This is a genomic window from Kitasatospora sp. NPDC004531 (assembly GCF_053602195.1).
On record NZ_JBSGDD010000013.1, the window covers coordinates 33,029 to 48,982 of the forward strand.

General features: G+C 75.1%; 15 protein-coding genes. 4 read left to right on the forward strand and 11 right to left on the reverse strand.

All coding sequences use genetic code 11. The features are described from left to right. Positions 1 to 27: 27 nt before the first annotated feature. The 8 genes from ACWEMJ_RS08640 to ACWEMJ_RS08675 all read right to left on the reverse strand — a co-directional run bounded on the left by ACWEMJ_RS08640 (position 28) and on the right by ACWEMJ_RS08675 (position 7,957). Positions 28 to 1,032, reverse strand: a complete 1,005-nt coding sequence (locus ACWEMJ_RS08640) for a VOC family protein (protein WP_452136239.1) — start codon at positions 1,030 to 1,032, stop codon at positions 28 to 30. Then, on the reverse strand, positions 1,029 to 2,339 hold the full coding sequence (locus ACWEMJ_RS08645; protein WP_452136240.1) for a beta-ketoacyl-[acyl-carrier-protein] synthase family protein: 1,311 nt from the start codon (positions 2,337 to 2,339) through the stop codon (positions 1,029 to 1,031). The genes ACWEMJ_RS08640 and ACWEMJ_RS08645 overlap by 4 nt, the downstream gene beginning before the upstream one ends. After that, entirely contained in the window at positions 2,336 to 3,955 is a 1,620-nt protein-coding gene (locus ACWEMJ_RS08650) for an AMP-binding protein (protein ID WP_452136241.1), read from the reverse strand. Before ACWEMJ_RS08650 ends, ACWEMJ_RS08645 begins: the two co-directional genes overlap by 4 nt. Before the next feature lie 84 nt (positions 3,956 to 4,039). Next, on the reverse strand, positions 4,040 to 4,582 hold the full coding sequence (locus ACWEMJ_RS08655; RefSeq protein ID WP_452136242.1) for a beta-ketoacyl synthase chain length factor: 543 nt from the start codon (positions 4,580 to 4,582) through the stop codon (positions 4,040 to 4,042). Beyond that, positions 4,579 to 5,679, reverse strand: a complete 1,101-nt coding sequence (locus tag ACWEMJ_RS08660) for a beta-ketoacyl synthase N-terminal-like domain-containing protein (protein ID WP_452136243.1) — start codon at positions 5,677 to 5,679, stop codon at positions 4,579 to 4,581. The genes ACWEMJ_RS08655 and ACWEMJ_RS08660 overlap by 4 nt, the downstream gene beginning before the upstream one ends. Then, entirely contained in the window at positions 5,676 to 6,041 is a 366-nt protein-coding gene (locus ACWEMJ_RS08665; RefSeq protein WP_452136244.1) for a hypothetical protein, read from the reverse strand. Before ACWEMJ_RS08665 ends, ACWEMJ_RS08660 begins: the two co-directional genes overlap by 4 nt. Beyond that, a complete protein-coding gene (locus ACWEMJ_RS08670; RefSeq protein WP_452136245.1) occupies positions 6,041 to 6,307 on the reverse strand; it encodes an acyl carrier protein in 267 nt (88 codons plus the stop codon). The genes ACWEMJ_RS08665 and ACWEMJ_RS08670 overlap by 1 nt, the downstream gene beginning before the upstream one ends. A 156-nt stretch (positions 6,308 to 6,463) precedes the next feature. Further along, complete coding sequence (locus ACWEMJ_RS08675; protein ID WP_452136246.1) at positions 6,464 to 7,957, reverse strand: class I adenylate-forming enzyme family protein; 1,494 nt, start codon at positions 7,955 to 7,957, stop codon at positions 6,464 to 6,466. Between the two features lie 188 nt (positions 7,958 to 8,145). Here ACWEMJ_RS08675 and ACWEMJ_RS08680 point away from each other — a divergent pair, with 188 nt between their 5' ends. From ACWEMJ_RS08680 to ACWEMJ_RS08695, 4 genes are all read left to right on the forward strand, one after another. Then, a complete protein-coding gene (locus tag ACWEMJ_RS08680; RefSeq protein WP_452136247.1) occupies positions 8,146 to 9,276 on the forward strand; it encodes an alpha-hydroxy acid oxidase in 1,131 nt (376 codons plus the stop codon). A 76-nt stretch (positions 9,277 to 9,352) separates the two neighbouring features. Beyond that, positions 9,353 to 10,264, forward strand: a complete 912-nt coding sequence (locus tag ACWEMJ_RS08685) for a class I SAM-dependent methyltransferase (protein ID WP_452136248.1) — start codon at positions 9,353 to 9,355, stop codon at positions 10,262 to 10,264. Further along, positions 10,264 to 11,283: an alpha/beta hydrolase gene (locus ACWEMJ_RS08690; protein WP_452136249.1), complete on the forward strand. Its 1,020-nt coding sequence runs from the start codon at positions 10,264 to 10,266 to the stop codon at positions 11,281 to 11,283. The genes ACWEMJ_RS08685 and ACWEMJ_RS08690 overlap by 1 nt, the downstream gene beginning before the upstream one ends. A gap of 59 nt (positions 11,284 to 11,342) precedes the next feature. After that, the gene (locus ACWEMJ_RS08695; protein ID WP_452136292.1) at positions 11,343 to 12,587 is read left to right on the forward strand and encodes an aminotransferase-like domain-containing protein; all 1,245 of its coding nucleotides are present in this window, start codon (positions 11,343 to 11,345) and stop codon (positions 12,585 to 12,587) included. A gap of 85 nt (positions 12,588 to 12,672) precedes the next feature. On the opposite strand, the gene ACWEMJ_RS08700 is transcribed toward ACWEMJ_RS08695, so the two are convergent. The 3 genes from ACWEMJ_RS08700 to ACWEMJ_RS08710 form a co-directional block, all read right to left on the reverse strand. After that, the gene (locus ACWEMJ_RS08700; RefSeq protein WP_452136250.1) at positions 12,673 to 13,437 is read right to left on the reverse strand and encodes an ABC transporter permease; all 765 of its coding nucleotides are present in this window, start codon (positions 13,435 to 13,437) and stop codon (positions 12,673 to 12,675) included. 37 nt (positions 13,438 to 13,474) lie between these two features. Further along, positions 13,475 to 14,431: an ATP-binding cassette domain-containing protein gene (locus ACWEMJ_RS08705; protein WP_452136293.1), complete on the reverse strand. Its 957-nt coding sequence runs from the start codon at positions 14,429 to 14,431 to the stop codon at positions 13,475 to 13,477. A 231-nt stretch (positions 14,432 to 14,662) separates the two neighbouring features. After that, positions 14,663 to 15,826 (reverse strand): glycosyltransferase, encoded by a 1,164-nt coding sequence (locus ACWEMJ_RS08710; RefSeq protein ID WP_452136251.1) that lies wholly within the window; start codon positions 15,824 to 15,826, stop codon positions 14,663 to 14,665. Positions 15,827 to 15,954: the final 128 nt, after the last annotated feature.

Genomic DNA, 15,954 nt, shown 5'->3' on the forward strand with positions numbered 1-15,954 from the left:
CCCTTCGGTCGATGGTACGGGCGTCGGTCAGTGGTCGGCGGTGGCGGCGCGCTCGCGCTCCACCGCCTCGTAGAGAGCTTTGATGTTGGCGGTGCCGAACGAGCCCGCGCCACGCCGCTCCACCAGTTCGAGGAAGAAGGTCCGGCGCGGATGGGTGGAGCGGGCGAAGATCTGGAACAATTCGCCGCCGTGGTCGCGGTCCACCAGCACGTTCGTCTCGCGCAGCTCGCCGACCGGGATGCCGGTCGGGCCGAGGCGCGCCTCCAGCGCCCGGTAGTACGCGCCCGGCGTGGACAGGAAGGCCACGCCCCGGGCGCTCAACTCCCGTACCGAGGAGGTGATCGAGGCGGTGGAGAACGCCACGTGCTGGACGCCCGCGCCGCCGTGCGCCTCCAGGAAGCCGTCGATCTGGCCGGCCGCCCGCGAGGTGTCCGGCTCCAGCAGGGTGAACGTGACGCGGCCGCACGGGCTCTGCACCACCCGCGAATCCATCGCCTGGGCGCCGACCTCGATGTACTCGCGGAAGATCTCCCGGAAGCCCAGCCCGCGGATCGCCCACTCCACCGAGGCGTCCAACTCCCCGCCCGGCACCACGATCGCGACGTGGTCCAGCTCCAACAGCCCGCCCCCGCCGAGCAGTTCATCCGGGGGAAGGAGGTCCTGCGCGTCCGCGAAGCGCACCGCCAGGTCGCCGAACCCGGAGACCGTGCCCGCGCCGTCCAGGCAGCCGCCACCCGCGTTCAGCGCCCGCTCGGCCGCCGCGGCCGCCGCCACCTGGTCCGCGTGCCGCAGCGCGATCACCGCGACGCCGTCCCCGTGCCGCCGCACCCACTCGGTGACCTGGTGCTCGGCGTCCGCCGCCGAGGTCACCAGCAGCCGGATCGAGCCCTGGTGGGCCAGCACCTGCACGGTGCCCGGCGAGGTGCGCAGCGGCCGGTCCAGTGCGAAGCCCCAGTCGTCGCGCAGCTGCGCGGCGTACTTGTGGGCGTCCTCCACGTACAGTTCGAGGTAGGCGATGCCCGACACGGTCATGAGTTCCCTCCGAGGTGCGTGCCCGCGTGGCCGAAGTGCCGCTCCGCGAGGCCGAGTTGCCGGCCCGGAATGCTCGGCGGGCCGAACACCAGGCTCAGGTTGTGCCCGCCGAAGGCGAACGAGTTGGACAGCGTGTGGCGCACCGGGCGGCGCTCCGCCGAGCCGCGCACGTGCCGCAACTCGCAGTCGGCGTCGACCTGTTCGAGGTTGAGCGTGGGCGGCAGCAGGCCCTCGGCGACGGCCAGCGCCGACACCGCCGCCTCCACCGCCCCGGCGGCGCCCAGCAGGTGGCCGGTCGCGCCCTTGGTGGAGCTGACCGGCGGGCCGGCCGCGCCGAACACCTCGCGCAGCGCGGAGACCTCCGCCCGGTCGCCCAACTTGGTGCCCGTGCCGTGGGCGTTGACGTAGTCCACCGCCGAAGGCTGCAGCCCGGCCGAGCGCAGTGCCGCGCGCATCGCGCTCGCCGCGCCGGCCCCGTCGGGGCGCGGCATGGTCGGGTGGTGGGCGTCGGTGGCCGCGCCCCAGCCGGACAGCTCCGCGTACGCCGACGCGCCGCGGGCCGCCGCGTGCTCGGTGCGCTCCAGGACCAGGACGGCGCTTCCCTCGCCCAGCACGAACCCGTTGCGGCGGGCGTCGAACGGTCGGGACGCCTGCCTCGGGTCGTCCCAACCTGCGGCGAGCGCACGGGAGTTGTCGAAGGCTGCGGCGATCGTGGGGTGCAGCGGGGCCTCGGCCCCGCCGCACACCACCACGTCCGCCTCGCCGCCGCGGATCAGCCGCAGGCCCTCGGCGACGGCCTGGGCGCCGGCCGCGCAGGCGGTGATCACGGCCGAGCTGTAGCCGCGGATGCCGTGCGTGATGGCGATCCGGGCGGCCGCCATGTTGGACAGCATGCCCGGCAGCAGGTACGGGCTGACCGCCGCCCGGCCGCGCTCGCGGCGCCCGGCGGCCTGCTGCTCGTAGCTCTCCAGCCCGCCGCCGCCGGTGGCCAGGACGACCGCCACCCGTTCGGGGTCGGTGTCCTGACGGATCGTCAGTTTCGCGTCGGCGAGGGCGTCGTTCGCGGCGGCCAGGGCGAGCAGCAGGAAGCGGTCGGCGCACCGGGTCTCGGTCGGCGGCAGGACTTCGGCGGCGGGCACGGCCGGGGCGATGCCGGCGACCCGCAGCCAGCCGGCCGCCGGGTGGTCGGCGGGCGGGGCGCTCAGCCCGGAGCGGCCGTCGGCGAGGGCCCGGAACACCTCGGGGACGTCGCGGCCGAGCGGTGTCACCCAGCCGATGCCGGTGATCTGCGCGCCGGGCGCCCTCACCGGGCGCCGGCCGCGTTGAGGTGCTGCTGCCGCAGCAGGACCTTGCGGACCTTGCCGGTCGGGCCGACCGGGATGCGGTCGTCCGGCACGGCGAGCACGGCGCGCACGGTGTCGGCGACGTACGGCTCCAGCGCGGCCAGCACCCGGGCGGTCAGCTCGTCGGACTCGCTTGCGTCCGGGGCGAGTTGGAGCAGCACGTCGGTGACGACGCGGTCGCCGTCGCGGAACGCCACCATCGTGCAGTCGAGCACGTCCGGGCAGGCGGCGAGGACGCGTTCCTCGCCGGCGGCGGTGTGCAGGCGGCGGCCGTCGCCGAGGTCGACAGTGTCGACGGCGCGGTCCACGTGGTAGTAGTAGCCGTCCTCGTCGCGGTACATCAGGTCGCCGGTGAGGAAGTAGTCGCGCAGGCGGGTGCGGTGGGTGGTGGCGGAGTCGTTCCAGTAGCCGACCGCGAGGGTGGGGGAGCGGGTGCCGAGTTCGCCGACCTGGTTCGGGCCGAGCTCGTTGCCGTCGGGGTCGAGGATCGCGCAGTCGACGAAGGCGTGCGGGCGGCCCACGCAGCGGCCGTAGCGGTCGGAGTCGACGGTGTGGGTGATGAAGAAGTGCGAGTGGCCCATCTCGGATGAGCCGAGGCCGTCGATGAACACCGAGCCGGCGGTGCGGACCCGGCCCTGCCGGGTGGCGATCTCGCGGGAGCCCTGGGCGACCAGGCGGCGGATGTGGGTCTCGTGCGCGCAGTCGCCGGTGTTCCACCACAGGCCGACCGAGGACAGGTCGCGGGCGGACAGGTCGTGCCGAGCCAGGTCGGCCCAGGTGGTGGCGAACCCGTACACGCCGAGCGGCTGCCAGCGCTCGACGGCGTCCAGCACCACGCGGCCCGACTGGCTGGACAGCAGGTGCAGTTGGGCGTCGAAGCTGAGCGCCAGGTTGACCGCGATCAGGGTGGCGGCGTGCGCGGCGGGCAGCGCGCTGAGCACCCGGTCGATGCCCTGCGGGCGGGGCAGCAGCAGCCGGTGGCGGATCGCCGCGTACAGGCTCTGATGCGAGTGCAGCACCGCCTTGGGCAGGCCGGTGGTGCCCGAGGAGTGCGTGATGGCGACCGGGTCGGAGGGCCAGTGCCGGTACGGGTCGGGAGCGGACTCCGGATCGCCGTCGGCGAGTTGCTCGGTGCCGGTGAGCAGCTTGGTGCCGATGTCGCGGCCCGCCAGCGCCCTGGCGTGGTCGCTGTCCGCGAGCAGGCCGACCGCGTTCAGGCGGCGCAGGTAGCGAGCCGAAGTGTCGGCGTCCAGCGCCGGGTTGAGCAGCGCGGGGATGGCGCCGAGCCGGGTCAGCGCGAGGAACGCCAGCACCTGGTCGGCCGCCGCGGACGCCTGCACCGCCACCGGATCGCGCCGCCGCACCCCGAGCCGGTGCAGCGTGGACGCCCGCTTCCTTACCGCCAGGTCGAGCTGACGGAGCGTCAGGGCGGTGTGGGCGGGGTGGCCGTCGACGGGCGTGTCGAAGGTCAGGGTCGGCGAGTCGAGGCCGAGTCCCTGCTCGACCCGGGTGGTCAGGACGTTGCCGGCGCCGACGGAACTGTCCTCGGACAGCACGGCGCGCAGGGTGCGGAGGCTCATGGATCCCGTTCTTCTCGTGGTGCTTCTCGTGGTGCGGGGATGTCGGCGGGGCCGGTGCGGGGATGTCGGCGGGGCTTCGGCGTCTCAGGGGGCGAGCAGGACGGCGCTGGCGCGGTCGGGCGGACCCTGGACGGCGGTGATCAGGAGGACCTGCTCGGCGTCGCCGTCCTCGATCAACAGCCGGGCGCGGTCGTGCAGTTCGGCCTCGGCGTCGAAACCGGGGCCGAGCGCGACCACCGGCCCGTCGAGCTGCCAGCGGGCGGCGAGGTGGCCGAGGACGGCGTTCGGGTTGGACTGGAAGAACAGCAGCGGCGGGACACGCCGCCCGGCGCCGGTGGCCCGGGAGAGGGCGTCCGCCGTGCCGGTGTCGCCGGTCGGGCTGACCAGCAGCAGGGCGGTGCACGGCGCGCCGAGGGCGGGCGGCGGGCCGTAGTGGCGGTGCAGGCAGCGGTCGGCGGTGGCGGCCACCAGCGGGTTGAAGCTGGACTCCACGAACCCGGCGATGGGCGGGAGGCGGTCGTCCGGGCGCTCGGGCCAGGCGGCGGACGCCAGCACCCGCAGCGGGCCGGTCAGCTCCCGGGGCGCGAGGGCGTCCTGCGGGGGCGTGGTGACGGCGGCGGTGGTCATGCGGCGGCCACCAGGAGTGCGGTGTTCGCGCCGCCGAACGCGGAGTTCAGGGTGAGTGCCAGGCCGGGTGCGGCGCGGCGCGGACGGTCGAGCACCAGGTCGAGCGGGCAGTGCGGGTCCGGGTGCTGCCAGCCGGCGTTGACGGGCAGCTGCCCGGCCTGCAACACGCCGACGGTGACGGCGAGTTCGAGCAGCGCGGAAGCCTCCAGGGCGTGGCCGTGGACGGACTTGGTGGAGCTGACCGGCGGGGTGCCGGCGGGGAAGACGGTGCGCAGCGCGGCGGCCTCGGCGAGGTCGCCGAGCTTGGACCCGGCCCCGTTGGCGTTGACGTAGCCGATCGCGTCCGGCCTGGCGCCCGCCCGGGCCAGGGCGTGCCGCACCGCCCGGGCCAGGCCGGTGCCGTCGGGGTGCGGCCGGCAGACGTGGTGGGCGTCGCCGGTGCGGGCCCAGCCGGCGATCCGCGCCAGGGGTTCGGGCCCGCCGCGGCGGCGCAGCGAGGGCACCGATTCGAGGACCACGGCCACCACCGCGTCGCCCAGCAGCATGCCCTGCCGGCCGAGGCTGAACGGGCGGACGGCGCCGTCCCCGGCCAGCGCCCGGCCGGCGTCGAACACCGCGAAGGTGTCCGGCTCGACCAGGTAGCCGGCCGCGACCAGCACGCGTTCGCGGCGGCCGGAGGCGATCAGCGCGGCGGCGTCGGCGACGGCCGTGGCGGCCGCCACGCACGCGCCGGTGTACACCCTGGGCCGCAGCCCGGTGCGTTCGGCGACCTCGGCGGCGACCGGTGCGGCCCGCCGGTCGCCGTGCAGGGCGAGCAGCAGTTCCTCGGGTGCGCCGCCGGCGAGTGCGCCCGCCTCGCCCAGCACGGCCACCAACTGGTCTGCCAGACCCGGGAGTTCGGAGCCGGAGGCGGTCGCGGCGCGGTCGGTGCGGTGCCCGGCGGTGGAGAAGCGGTCCACCGGGGCGAACGCGGGACGGCCGGCCAGCGCGCCGTCCAACAGGGCCGGGAGCCCCGGGCCGAACGCGGAGCGGACGCCGATGCCGCCGACCAGGACGGTGCGCCGCGGCGGACCGTTCCGGAGAGCGGTCCCGGTCATTGGGCGGGAGCGGGCCGGGCGGCGGGCGCGGCGGTGACGTCGGCTGGCTCGGCGGTGACGGTGGCGGGCGAGGCGGTGACGGCGGCGGGCGGGGCGCCGTGCGCGGTGAGCTGGGCGCCGATCGCGGCGACCGCGTCGTCCACCGTGCGGATCGCGTCCAAACGGTGGTCGTCCAGGTCGAGTTGGACGCCGTAGGCCTGCTCGGCCTCGGCGATCAGCCAGGTCAGTTCGAGCGAGCCGAGATGGTCGTCGACCTGCTCGGGGGAGCGGTCGCCGTAGCGGGCGAGCATCGCGACCGCCTCGGCCCGGTCGAAGCGCGGCTCGGGGAGGCCGGTGCCCGGCTCGGGGGTGCCGGTGCTCATCAGGCCGCGTCCACCGAGGACTTGGCGATCCGGGCGGCGACCTCGGCGCTGAACTCGTCGATGGTCATCAGCGCGGTGGACTCCATGTCGTCCAGCTCGAAGCGGATGCCGAACTCCTCCTCGACCTGCACCGCCAGGTCGGCCAGTGCGAGGGACTCCAGGTCGAGGCCGGCCGGGCCGAGGTCGGTCTCCGAAGTGACCTGCGAGACGTCGTAGTTCATCGCCGCCAGGGTGTCGAGGATGAACGTGCGGATCTGTTCCTGCATGGACTTGCTCTCTTCAGTGCGTCGGGGTCTGGTCTGGTGCCACGGGGCGGGGAAAGGTGTTCCGGGCAGGGCGCACCGACGGGCGGGCGGACGGTGTCTGGAGCCGTCGCCCGGCCGGGCGCACCGCGTCGGAGCGGGGAGAGGAAGGGGTGCGGATCAGCGGGCGGCGTCGACCTGTCGGCGCAGGGCGGCGACGTCCCGCAACAGCTTCCCGGTGGCGGTCCGGGGGAGCTGCGGCATCAGGTGCAGGCGGCGGGGCAGCTTGTAGCCCGCCAGCTCCCGGCCGAGCAGTTCGCGCAACTGCTCGGCCGCGTCGCCCTGTTGGGGCGATGCGGGGGAGGCGCCGTCGGCGGTCGCGGCGTACGCCTCGATCGCGCCGTCGGCGAACACCACCACGGCCTCGACCACGCCGGGGAGCCCGGTCAGGGTCTGCTCGACCTCGTTCAGGTCGACCTTGAGGCCGCCGATGGAAATCTGTGAGTCGCGCCGCCCCAGCACCGTCACCCGGCCGGTGCCGGCGTCGAGCAGTGCGGCGTCCCTGGTGTGCAGCAGGCCGTCCGACCAGCGGGTCGGGTCGGTCAGGCCCAGGTACGGGGAGCGGGCCCGGGCGATGTGCAACTCGCCCGCTGCCAGCGACAGTTCGAGTCCGTGTACGGGTTGCAGGGCCGGATGGTGGCGGCCCGTCAGGTCGGTGGCGATGACCCCGGTCTCGGTCATCCCGTACATGGTGCCCAGCGGCACACCGTAGCGCTCGCGGAACGCCTCGGGAAGTCCCGGCCGGATCAGCTCGCCGGCCACGATCATCCGCCGCAGCTGCGGGAGTCGGGGCGGCGCGGCCACGGCGGCCAGCAGCTCCGCGTGGAACGGCACCCCGATGACGGTGGTCGGGGCCGATCCGTCGGCGATCGCGGTCAGGATGCCCGCGGGGGTCATCCGCTGCGGCACCACCAGTTCGACGCCCGCGTGCAGGGCGTGCAGCAGCCCGCCGACCAGGCCGAGCACGTGCACCGTCGAGGACAGCAGCACGGTGCGTTCGCCCCGGGCCGGGAACTCCGGAAGCCGTGCGTAGCAGTCGAGTTCGCGCAGCAGGTCGCCCGCCGTGCGACCGATCACCTTGGACGGGCCGGTGGAGCCCGAACTGAGCTGGATCAGCGCGTGGTCGCCGGCCGTGAGCGGCTCGGCGGCCGACCGGTACGGCGGCTCGGCGGCCGTGGACGGCACCGAGCCGGCAGCCGCGGACGGTGCCGGGTCGGCGGCCGGCGCCGCGTCCGGGATCGACCTGAACTGCGGCCGCCCGTCGGCGAGTTCGACCAGCACCCGGGGGCGCAGCCGGTCCACGGCGCGGTCGACCTCGACGGCGGTGAGGCGGTGGTCGAGCAGCACGGCCCGGGCGCCGGCCCGCCAGGCGGCCAGCAGCACCGCGACGAACTCCGCCGACGGCGGCATCCGCAGCGCGACCGTGCCGCACTCGCCGAGGCCGGCCGCGGCCAACTGCCGCTGCCGCTCGGCCACCAGTGCCCGCAGGGTCCCCCTGCTCACCGGAGCGCCGAAGCGCAGGCACGGTTCGCCGTCCGGTCCGGCGAGTAACTGCTCGTCCACCCAGTCCGCGGCAACCGTGCGGCCGCGCACCGGGGTTGGGATCAGCGTCAACGCAACTCCACGCGCTTGGATGGGAAGCATGGGTCGGAAGTTGTGATGCTTCAGTGTGGATCCCCCGTCGGTGCCGACCTTTGCACGGGAGCGCATCAAGGGTCAAGGTCTATACCAGTGGCGGCCGGACCCCTACGCTGTCCCTCGCTTTCGCACCGGTTGACGGATCATCAGGAGGTTCGGAGACGATGGTTCCGCTCACCCTGGCGGACCACGGCGCACTGGCCAAGGGCCAACTGCCCGCCGTGATCTGGGACTTCTTCGAAGGCGGAGCCGGAGCGGAGTGGACCCGGCGCGCCAACCTCGACGCCTGGCGCCGCCACGTGCTGCGCCCGCGCGTCCTGGTGGACGTCTCGGCACCCGACTGCGGCACCGAGCTGCTCGGCGCCCGGCTGTCCGCGCCGTTCGGGGTCGCACCGATGGCCTACCACCAACTCGCCCACCCCGACGGGGAGTGCGCCACCGCCCGGGCCGCCGCCGAGGCCGGCGCCCTGCTGATCGTCAGCATCTTCGCCAGCCGCACATTGGAGCAGATCGCCGCCGCCGCACCCGGCGCGCCGCGCTGGCTCCAGCTGTACTGGCTGCGCGACCGCGAGGCGCTCACCGCGCTGGTGCGGCGCGCCGAACAGGCCGACTACCGGGCGCTGGTGCTCACCGTGGACGCGCCCAAGGTCGGCCGCCGCCTGCGCGACCTGCGCAACGCGTTCGCGCTGCCCGCCGGCCTGTCCGCCGCCAACCTCGACCCCGAACTGACCGACAGCGCCCGGCAGTCGGCGGCCGGCCGGTCCGGCATCGAGGAGCACTCCCGGCAGCAGTTCGACCCCGCCATCGGCTGGGCCGACCTGGCCTGGCTGCGCCGGCGCACCCGCCTGCCGCTGGTCCTCAAGGGCGTGCTCACCGCCGAGGACGCCGCGCTGGCCGTCGAACACGGCGTGGACGCGCTGATCGTCTCCAACCACGGCGGCCGCCAACTCGACGGCACCCCGCCCGCGTTGGCGGCCCTGCCCGAGGTGGTGGACGCCGTCCCCGCCGAGTACCCCGTCCTGGTGGACGGCGGACTGCGGCACGGCGCCGACCTGGCCAAGGCCCTCGCGCTCGGGGCCCGCGCCGCGCTGGTCGGCCGCCCCGTGCTCTGGGGGCTGGCCCACGGCGGCGCGGACGGCGCGCGGGCGGTGCTCGACCTGCTGCGCGAGGAGCTGCTCAACACCATGGTGCTGGCCGGGCGACCCAGGCTCGCGGACCTCGACCGGGCTGCGCTCGCGCCCTGGCCGGCCGAGCCCGCGGCCCGTCCGGGCGCGCCGTTCTCTCCTTATATATAGGGGCTCATGACGAGACACCGACAAGCATCGGTGTCCGTGCACCCCGCCGCCCCTCCTCCAGGCACGAAAGGACACCGTGGCGACCACCGCAGGACCCGAACCCGTCAGACCCGCCGAACCCGTCGGACCCGCCAGATCCGCCGCACCCACCGGACCGGCCGCACCCGCCGCACCCGCCGCATCCGCCGCACCCGCTCGGCCCGAAGCGGACCTGTTCGCCGACTGGGACTGGGAGGACCCCGCCGGGCTCGAAGCCCGCACCGACGCGTTCACCGAGGACCTCGCCCGCTGCACCTCGATCGCGACCGTCCACCCCGAAGTCCCGTACACGCACCAGGACTTCCAGCAGCTCGGCATCACCGGCATCGAGTTCGCCGCGTTCCGCACCCGGCACCCGCAGGGCCTCGGCACCGACCTGGTCGGCCTGCACACCGACCGCGAAGCCACCCGCCCAGGCCCGGTCTACCGGATCGACGGCACAAGCCTGTTCACCCAACTCGACATCACCGGCCCGCTCCCGTTCGCCGACCGCAGCGTCGACTGGGTGTACGCCGAGCACCTGATCGAGCACGTCCCGCTCGCCACCGCCGTGCACTGGCTCGCCGAAGTCCGCCGCATCCTGCGCCCCGGCGGCGTGCTCCGCCTCACCACCCCCGACCTGGCCCGCTACATCGACGGCTACCTCGACGGCCGGGAACAGTTCTTCCGCCGCCACCGCCGCCGCCTGCGCACCATGCGGGTCGGCCCGCCGATGCCGGAGCGCCGCGCCTTCATGCTGAACCAGATCTTCTACCATTTCGGACACCGGTGGATCTACGACGAGGCCGAGCTCCGGCACGTCCTCGACCGCGCCGGCTACCACGAATTCGCGATCGCACGACGGGAGTTCCAGAGCGGCGCACGCCCCGACGTGGCCGACCTCGACACCGCGTTCCGAAAGGACGAGTCGATCTACCTGGAGGCCGTCGCCCCCGGAGGAACGCACTGATGCCACTGCACCCGCAGGCCGAGGCCTGGCGCGCCCGCCGCGCCGCCGCCGGCACCCCGCCGCTGTACACCCGCACCCTGGAAGCGGCCCGCGCCGCCGACCTCGCCGACCTGCGCGCCGCCGCCGGCACCGGTGAACCCGCCGGGGCCGTCGAGGAGTTCACCATCGACGGCCCCGGCGGCCCGCTCACCCTGCGGCACTACCACCCCGCAGCCCGCGCCGAACGGCCCGGCCCCGCGCTGCTGTACCTGTACGGCGGCGGCTGGGCGCTCGGCTCGCTGGAGACCGGCGACCCGATCTGCCGCTCACTCGCCAACGCCACCGGCGCGGACGTCCTCGCCGTCGGCTACCGGCACGCCCCCGAACACCGCTTCCCCGCCGCCGTCCACGACTGCTGGGCCGCCCTCGACTGGATCGCCCGCCACGCGCCCCGCCTCGGCCTCGACCCGGCCCGGATCGCCGTCGGTGGAGACAGCGCGGGCGGCAACCTCGCCGCCGCCCTCACCCTGCTCGCCCGCGAACGCGGCGGCCCCGCCATCGTCCACCAGCTGCTGGTCTACCCCAACACCGACCACCGCGTCCCGGCCGCGGCCCCCGACGGCGAGGACCCGGCACTGTTCAACCGGCGCTCGGTCGCCTGGTACTGGTCGCACTACCTCGCCGACCCCGCCGACGCCGCCCACCCCCTCGCCAGCCCGCTGCGCGCCCCCGACCACCGGGGACTGCCGCCCGCCACCGTCATCACCGCCGAGTACGACCCGCTGTGCGCGGAGGGCGAGGAGTACGCCGCCGCCCTGCGCGCCGCCGGCGTCCCCGTCGTGCTGCGCCGCTACCCGGGCATGCCGCACGGCTTCTTCGCCATGCCGGGCGTCCTGGACGACGGCCGCTCCGCCCAACTCTTCGCCGCGGAACGCCTGGTGGCCGCGTACGCCGAGGCCCGCGCGGCGGTCGGCGCGGCGGCCCCCGCGGCGGCCCCTGTGGCGGCTCTCGCGGCGGACGGAACGGAGGCCGGGCGGTGAGCGGCGTGCTGCGCCTGAGCGAGCTGCACGGCTCGCTGTCGGACCCGCTGCTGGACGCGATGACCTTCCTCAACGAGGTGACCGGACGCTACCCCGAGGCGATCTCCTTCGCCCCCGGCCGCCCCCACGAGGAGTTCTTCGACCCCGCCGACATCCCCGGCCACCTCGACGCCTACCTGCGCCACCTGCGCGAGGACCGCGGGCTGACCGAGAGCCAGGTCCGGCAGGAGGTGTTCCAGTACGGGCGGACCAAGGGCCTGATCGCACCGCTGATCGCCCGGGCCCTGGCGGCCGACGAACGGATCGCCGCCGACCCCGAGGCGCTGGTGGTCACCGTCGGCGCGCAGGAGGGCATGCTGCTGGTGCTGCGCGCCCTGTGCGCCGACCCGGACGACGTGCTGCTGGTCTCCTCGCCGTGCTACGTCGGCGTCACCGGCGCCGCCCGGCTGCTCGACCTGACAGTCCGCCCGGTGCCCGAGGCCGGCCCGGACGGCGGCCTCGACCCGCAGGCCCTCGCCGCCGCCGTCCGCGAACTGCGCGCCGCCGGGAAACGCCCCCGGGCCTGCTACGTCGTCCCCGACTTCGCCAACCCGAGCGGCGCCAGCCTGGACGAGACCGCCCGGCGGCGGCTGCTGGACGTCGCCGAGTCGGCCGGCGTCCTGCTGATCGAGGACAACCCGTACGGCTTCTTCGGCCGCACCGGCCCGGCCAGGCCCACCCTGAAGGCGCTGGACGGCGACCGCCGCAACGTGATCTACCTCGGCTCGTTCGCCAAGACCTGCTTCCCCGGCGCCCGGGTCGGCTACGTCCTCGCCGACCAGCGGGTGGCGGACGCCGACGGCCGGACCGGCCTGCTCGCCGACGAACTCGCCAAGCTCAAGAGCATGACCACCGTCAACACCTCGGCGCTCAGCCAGGCCGTGATCGGCGGCATGCTGCTGACCGGCGGGCTGCGCCTGCGGGAGGCCAACGAGCCCGCCCGGCAGTTCTACGCGCACAACATGGACGTGCTGCTGACCCAACTGGAAACCGCTTTCCGTTCGCTTCCCGGCGTCACCTGGAACAGCCCGGAAGGCGGCTTCTTCGCGGTCGTCACCGTCCCGTTCCGCGCCGACGCGCGGGCGCTGGACACCTGCGCCCGCGAGTACGGCGTGCTGTGGACCCCGATGGACGGCTTCCACCCGGGCGGCGGCGGCGAGCACCAGCTGCGGCTGTCCTGCTCCTACCTGACGCCCGAGCAGATCGTCGAGGGCGTGCGGCGGCTGGCCCGCTTCGTGACGGAGCACGCGGCCCGGCAGCCCTGACGGACGGCAGCACCGAGTGGGGCCCGGCACGGTACGCCGGGCCCCACTCGGTGCTGCGGTGAGCGTGCCGCCGCGGTGGCCGCCGTCAGCGGATCCGGCGGGCGAACAGCCGGGCCGCCCAGGCCACCGCGAGGACCGTCATCAGGCCGGTCAGCAGCAGCCCGCGCCACACCTCGGGCGCGTCCAGGTGGCCGGCGAACAGCGCCCGCATGCCCTCCACGGCCCAGTAGCACGGGTTCCAGGACGCGGCGGTGCGCAGCCAGGCCGGGGCGAGCGCGATCGGCAGCAGGGTGCCGGAGAGCAGCGCCAGCGGCTGCGCGATGGTGTTGACCACGGGGCCGAGCGCGGCGTCGGTCGGAACCAGCAGGGCGAGCCCGTAGGAGACCGAGGAGGCCATCAGCGCCATCAGTGCCAGCAGCGCCATGGCGAGCAGCAGATCGGTGAACCCGACGGTCAGGCCGAACGGGATGGCCAGCACCGCGATCAGCAGCGACTGCACCAGCAGCGCCGTGGTCTCCCGCAGCGCGCGGCCCAGCAGCAGCGCGACCCGGCTGACGGGCGTGACCCGGGAGCGTTCGATGACGCCGGCGTGCAGTTCGCCGAGCAGCGTGAACCCGGTGAACAGGCCGCCCATCACGGCCAGCGCGGACAGCAGGCCGGGCACGTAGACGCGGTAGGCGTCGGCGGTGCTGTGCGCCCCGGAGGCGGCCAGCGCGGAGGTCAGCAGCGGGGCGAACAGCAGCAGGTAGCACAGGGGTTGGAGCAGGCCGACGGCCAGCCACGCGGGGGAGCGGGCCATCAGGAGCAGTTGGCGCTGGTAGACCAGCCAGGTGTCGCGGGCGAGCTTCACGGAGACCTCGGGGCGTCGGGGGAGTGGTGGGCGGACGTCAGCCGGCGTGCACCGGCGGGCGGCCGGTGAGCGCCAGGAACACGTCGTCCAGGCTGGGCCGTTGCAGCTGGACGTGGTCCGGCGCCAGTCCGGCGGCGGCCAGCGCGCCCAGCAGCTGCGGGATCGCGGTGGCGGCGGAGTCCACGTGCAGGCGCAGCCCGTCCTGCTCGGACAGGGCCTCCAGGCGCTGCACGCACGGCAGTTCGGCGAGCACGCGCTCGGCCGCGGCGGTGTCCTCGGCGGCGGGCAGGCCGATGGTGACGGCGTCGCCGGAGATCTCCTGCTTGAGCTGTTCGGGGGTGCCCTCGGTGACGATGCCGCCGTGGTCGACGATGCCGATCCGGTCGCAGAGCGCGTCGGCCTCGTCCAGGTAGTGGGTGGTGATGAGCACCGTCATGCCCTGCTCGCGCAGGCGGCGGACCTCGGACCAGACCTGGGCGCGGCTGCGCGGGTCGAGACCGACGGTGGGCTCGTCCAGGAACAGCACCGAGGGGCGGTGGACGACGCCGAGCGCCAGGTCGAGGCGGCGGCGCTGGCCGCCCGAGTAGGTCTTGCAGGGGCGGTCGCCGAACTCGGTCAGGTCGAAGGCGGCCAGGCCCTGTTCGGCGCGGCGCAGGGCCTCCGCCTTGCGGACGCCGTACATCCGGGCCTGCAGGACGAGCTCCTCGCGGGCGGTGGCCTGGTCGGTGGTGCCGCCGCCCTGGGCGACGTAGCCGATGCGGCGGCGGACCTCGCCGGGCTCGCCGAGCAGGTCGGCGCCGGCCACGGTGGCCGCGCCGCCGTCGGGGGTGAGCAGGGTGGCGAGCATGCGCAGCGTGGTGGTCTTGCCTGCGCCGTTCGGGCCGAGGAGGCCGTAGATCTCGCCCTCCGCGACGTTGAGGTCGATGCCGCGCACCGCGTCGACGGTGGCGGCGCCGCGGCGGGGCCGGAAGGACTTGCGCAGCCCCTTGGTCACGATCAACCCGGACTCCTGTGCTCGGTCGGTGGGTTCGTTTGCGGTGGGATCGCATGCGGTGGGACCGGATGCGGTGGGTGGGTTCGTCTGCGTCGGGTTCTTCGCGTCGGGGATGGCGGCGGGTGCCGAGGCAGGTGGACGCGCAGGCCGGCGCCGGAGCAGACCCTAGGGCCCGACCCCGCCCGCCCACAATGGTCTGGACCAGGTGACGCGCCGGTGGCCTGGGTCGGCTCAGCGCGGTGCGCGCGCGAACCGCTCCAGCCGCTCGACGGCCGCCACCGCGCCGCCGCCCGAGCGGAGTTGAGCTCCGATCGCCTGCGCGGCGGTGCGGTACGCCGGGTCGTCGAGGACGGTTCGCAGCGCCGCACGCAGCTGCTCGGGGCCGGCGGTGGCGAAGTCGACCCGGACGGCCGCGCCGAGGTCGGCCAGCCGTCCCGCCGTCACCGGCTGGTCGTGGCGGATCGGAGCGACCACCAACGGCCTACCGTGGACCAGGGATTCGGCCACGGTGTTCATCCCGCCGTGGCACAGTACGGCGTCCACCGCCCCGCGCTCAAGCAGTTCCAGCACCGGAACGCGCTCACAGGCCACCGCGTCCGGCGGCAGGACGGCGTCGCCGGGCGACGCCACCACGGCCTGCACGTCCGGGAGTTCGGCCAGTGCGGCGGCCGTCCGGCGCAGGAAGCCGCCCGCGACCTCCGCCGACAGCGTGCCCATGGTGACCAGCACCCGGCGGCGTCCCGGCGTCAACCGCTCCCAGGGGAAGGGAAGTTCGGGCCGGTCCGCGAGCAGCGGTCCGACCAGGGCGTACTCGGCGGGCACCCGGTCGAGCCCGGCCAGCTCCCGGCAGGTCGGGGCGATCACCAGGCCGGGGGAGAAGCGCGGGTCGGCGAACTCGTCGGCGGGCAGGCCGGCCCGCTCCCACAGGCCGCGCAGCACCCCGTCCCGCCAGGCGGTCAACTCGCCGTCCCCGCCCAGCGGATCGCCGATCTCCAGCGAGGACGGCGCGAACGTCGCCCACCGCACGCCCGCGCCGTGGGCGGCCAGCGCGCCCGCCGGACTGTGCTGGTCGACCAGCACCACGTCCGGCCGCCACTGCTGGACGGCCCGCCGCACCGCACCGAGCGTGAACCGGGTGTGCGGCACCACGAACCCGTCCCAGAGCGAACGCACCGCCGCCGCCCCGCCCGCCGCCTGCTCCCGGAACACCCGCGCGCCGGTCGGCAGGACCACCGTGTCCGGGCCGAGCACCGGGCGCAGCGCCGACTCCGGCCCCACCCAGGCGACTTGGTGACCGCGCGCGGCCCAGGCCAGGGCCAGTGCGCGGGCCGGCAGCAGGTGCCCGGCGAGCGGCGGCACCACGATCAGCAGGCGCGGCGCGGAGGGTTCGGACATGGGCGGAGTCCTTCCGGGAGGGGGCTCGACGACGGAGCGGAGCAGGCGGGGCGGCCGGCCGGGCGAAGAAATCTGTACGTGTCGTGTGCAAACGACGGGCAACTGGTACAGACCACAAGGGGAAATCG

Excerpts from the sequence above, each read along its gene's own strand:
- ACWEMJ_RS08640 (WP_452136239.1), bottom strand. The coding sequence starts at position 1,032 with ATGACCGTGTCGGGCATCGCCTACCTCGAACTGTACGTGGAGGACGCC.
- ACWEMJ_RS08650 (WP_452136241.1), bottom strand. The coding sequence starts at position 3,955 with ATGAGCCTCCGCACCCTGCGCGCCGTGCTGTCCGAGGACAGTTCCGTC.
- ACWEMJ_RS08655 (WP_452136242.1), bottom strand. The coding sequence starts at position 4,582 with ATGACCACCGCCGCCGTCACCACGCCCCCGCAGGACGCCCTCGCGCCC.
- ACWEMJ_RS08660 (WP_452136243.1), bottom strand. The coding sequence starts at position 5,679 with ATGACCGGGACCGCTCTCCGGAACGGTCCGCCGCGGCGCACCGTCCTG.
- ACWEMJ_RS08665 (WP_452136244.1), bottom strand. The coding sequence starts at position 6,041 with ATGAGCACCGGCACCCCCGAGCCGGGCACCGGCCTCCCCGAGCCGCGC.
- ACWEMJ_RS08670 (WP_452136245.1), bottom strand. The coding sequence starts at position 6,307 with ATGCAGGAACAGATCCGCACGTTCATCCTCGACACCCTGGCGGCGATG.
- ACWEMJ_RS08680 (WP_452136247.1), top strand. The coding sequence starts at position 8,146 with ATGGTTCCGCTCACCCTGGCGGACCACGGCGCACTGGCCAAGGGCCAA.
- ACWEMJ_RS08690 (WP_452136249.1), top strand. The coding sequence starts at position 10,264 with ATGCCACTGCACCCGCAGGCCGAGGCCTGGCGCGCCCGCCGCGCCGCC.
- ACWEMJ_RS08695 (WP_452136292.1), top strand. The coding sequence starts at position 11,343 with ATGACCTTCCTCAACGAGGTGACCGGACGCTACCCCGAGGCGATCTCC.
- ACWEMJ_RS08710 (WP_452136251.1), bottom strand. The coding sequence starts at position 15,826 with ATGTCCGAACCCTCCGCGCCGCGCCTGCTGATCGTGGTGCCGCCGCTC.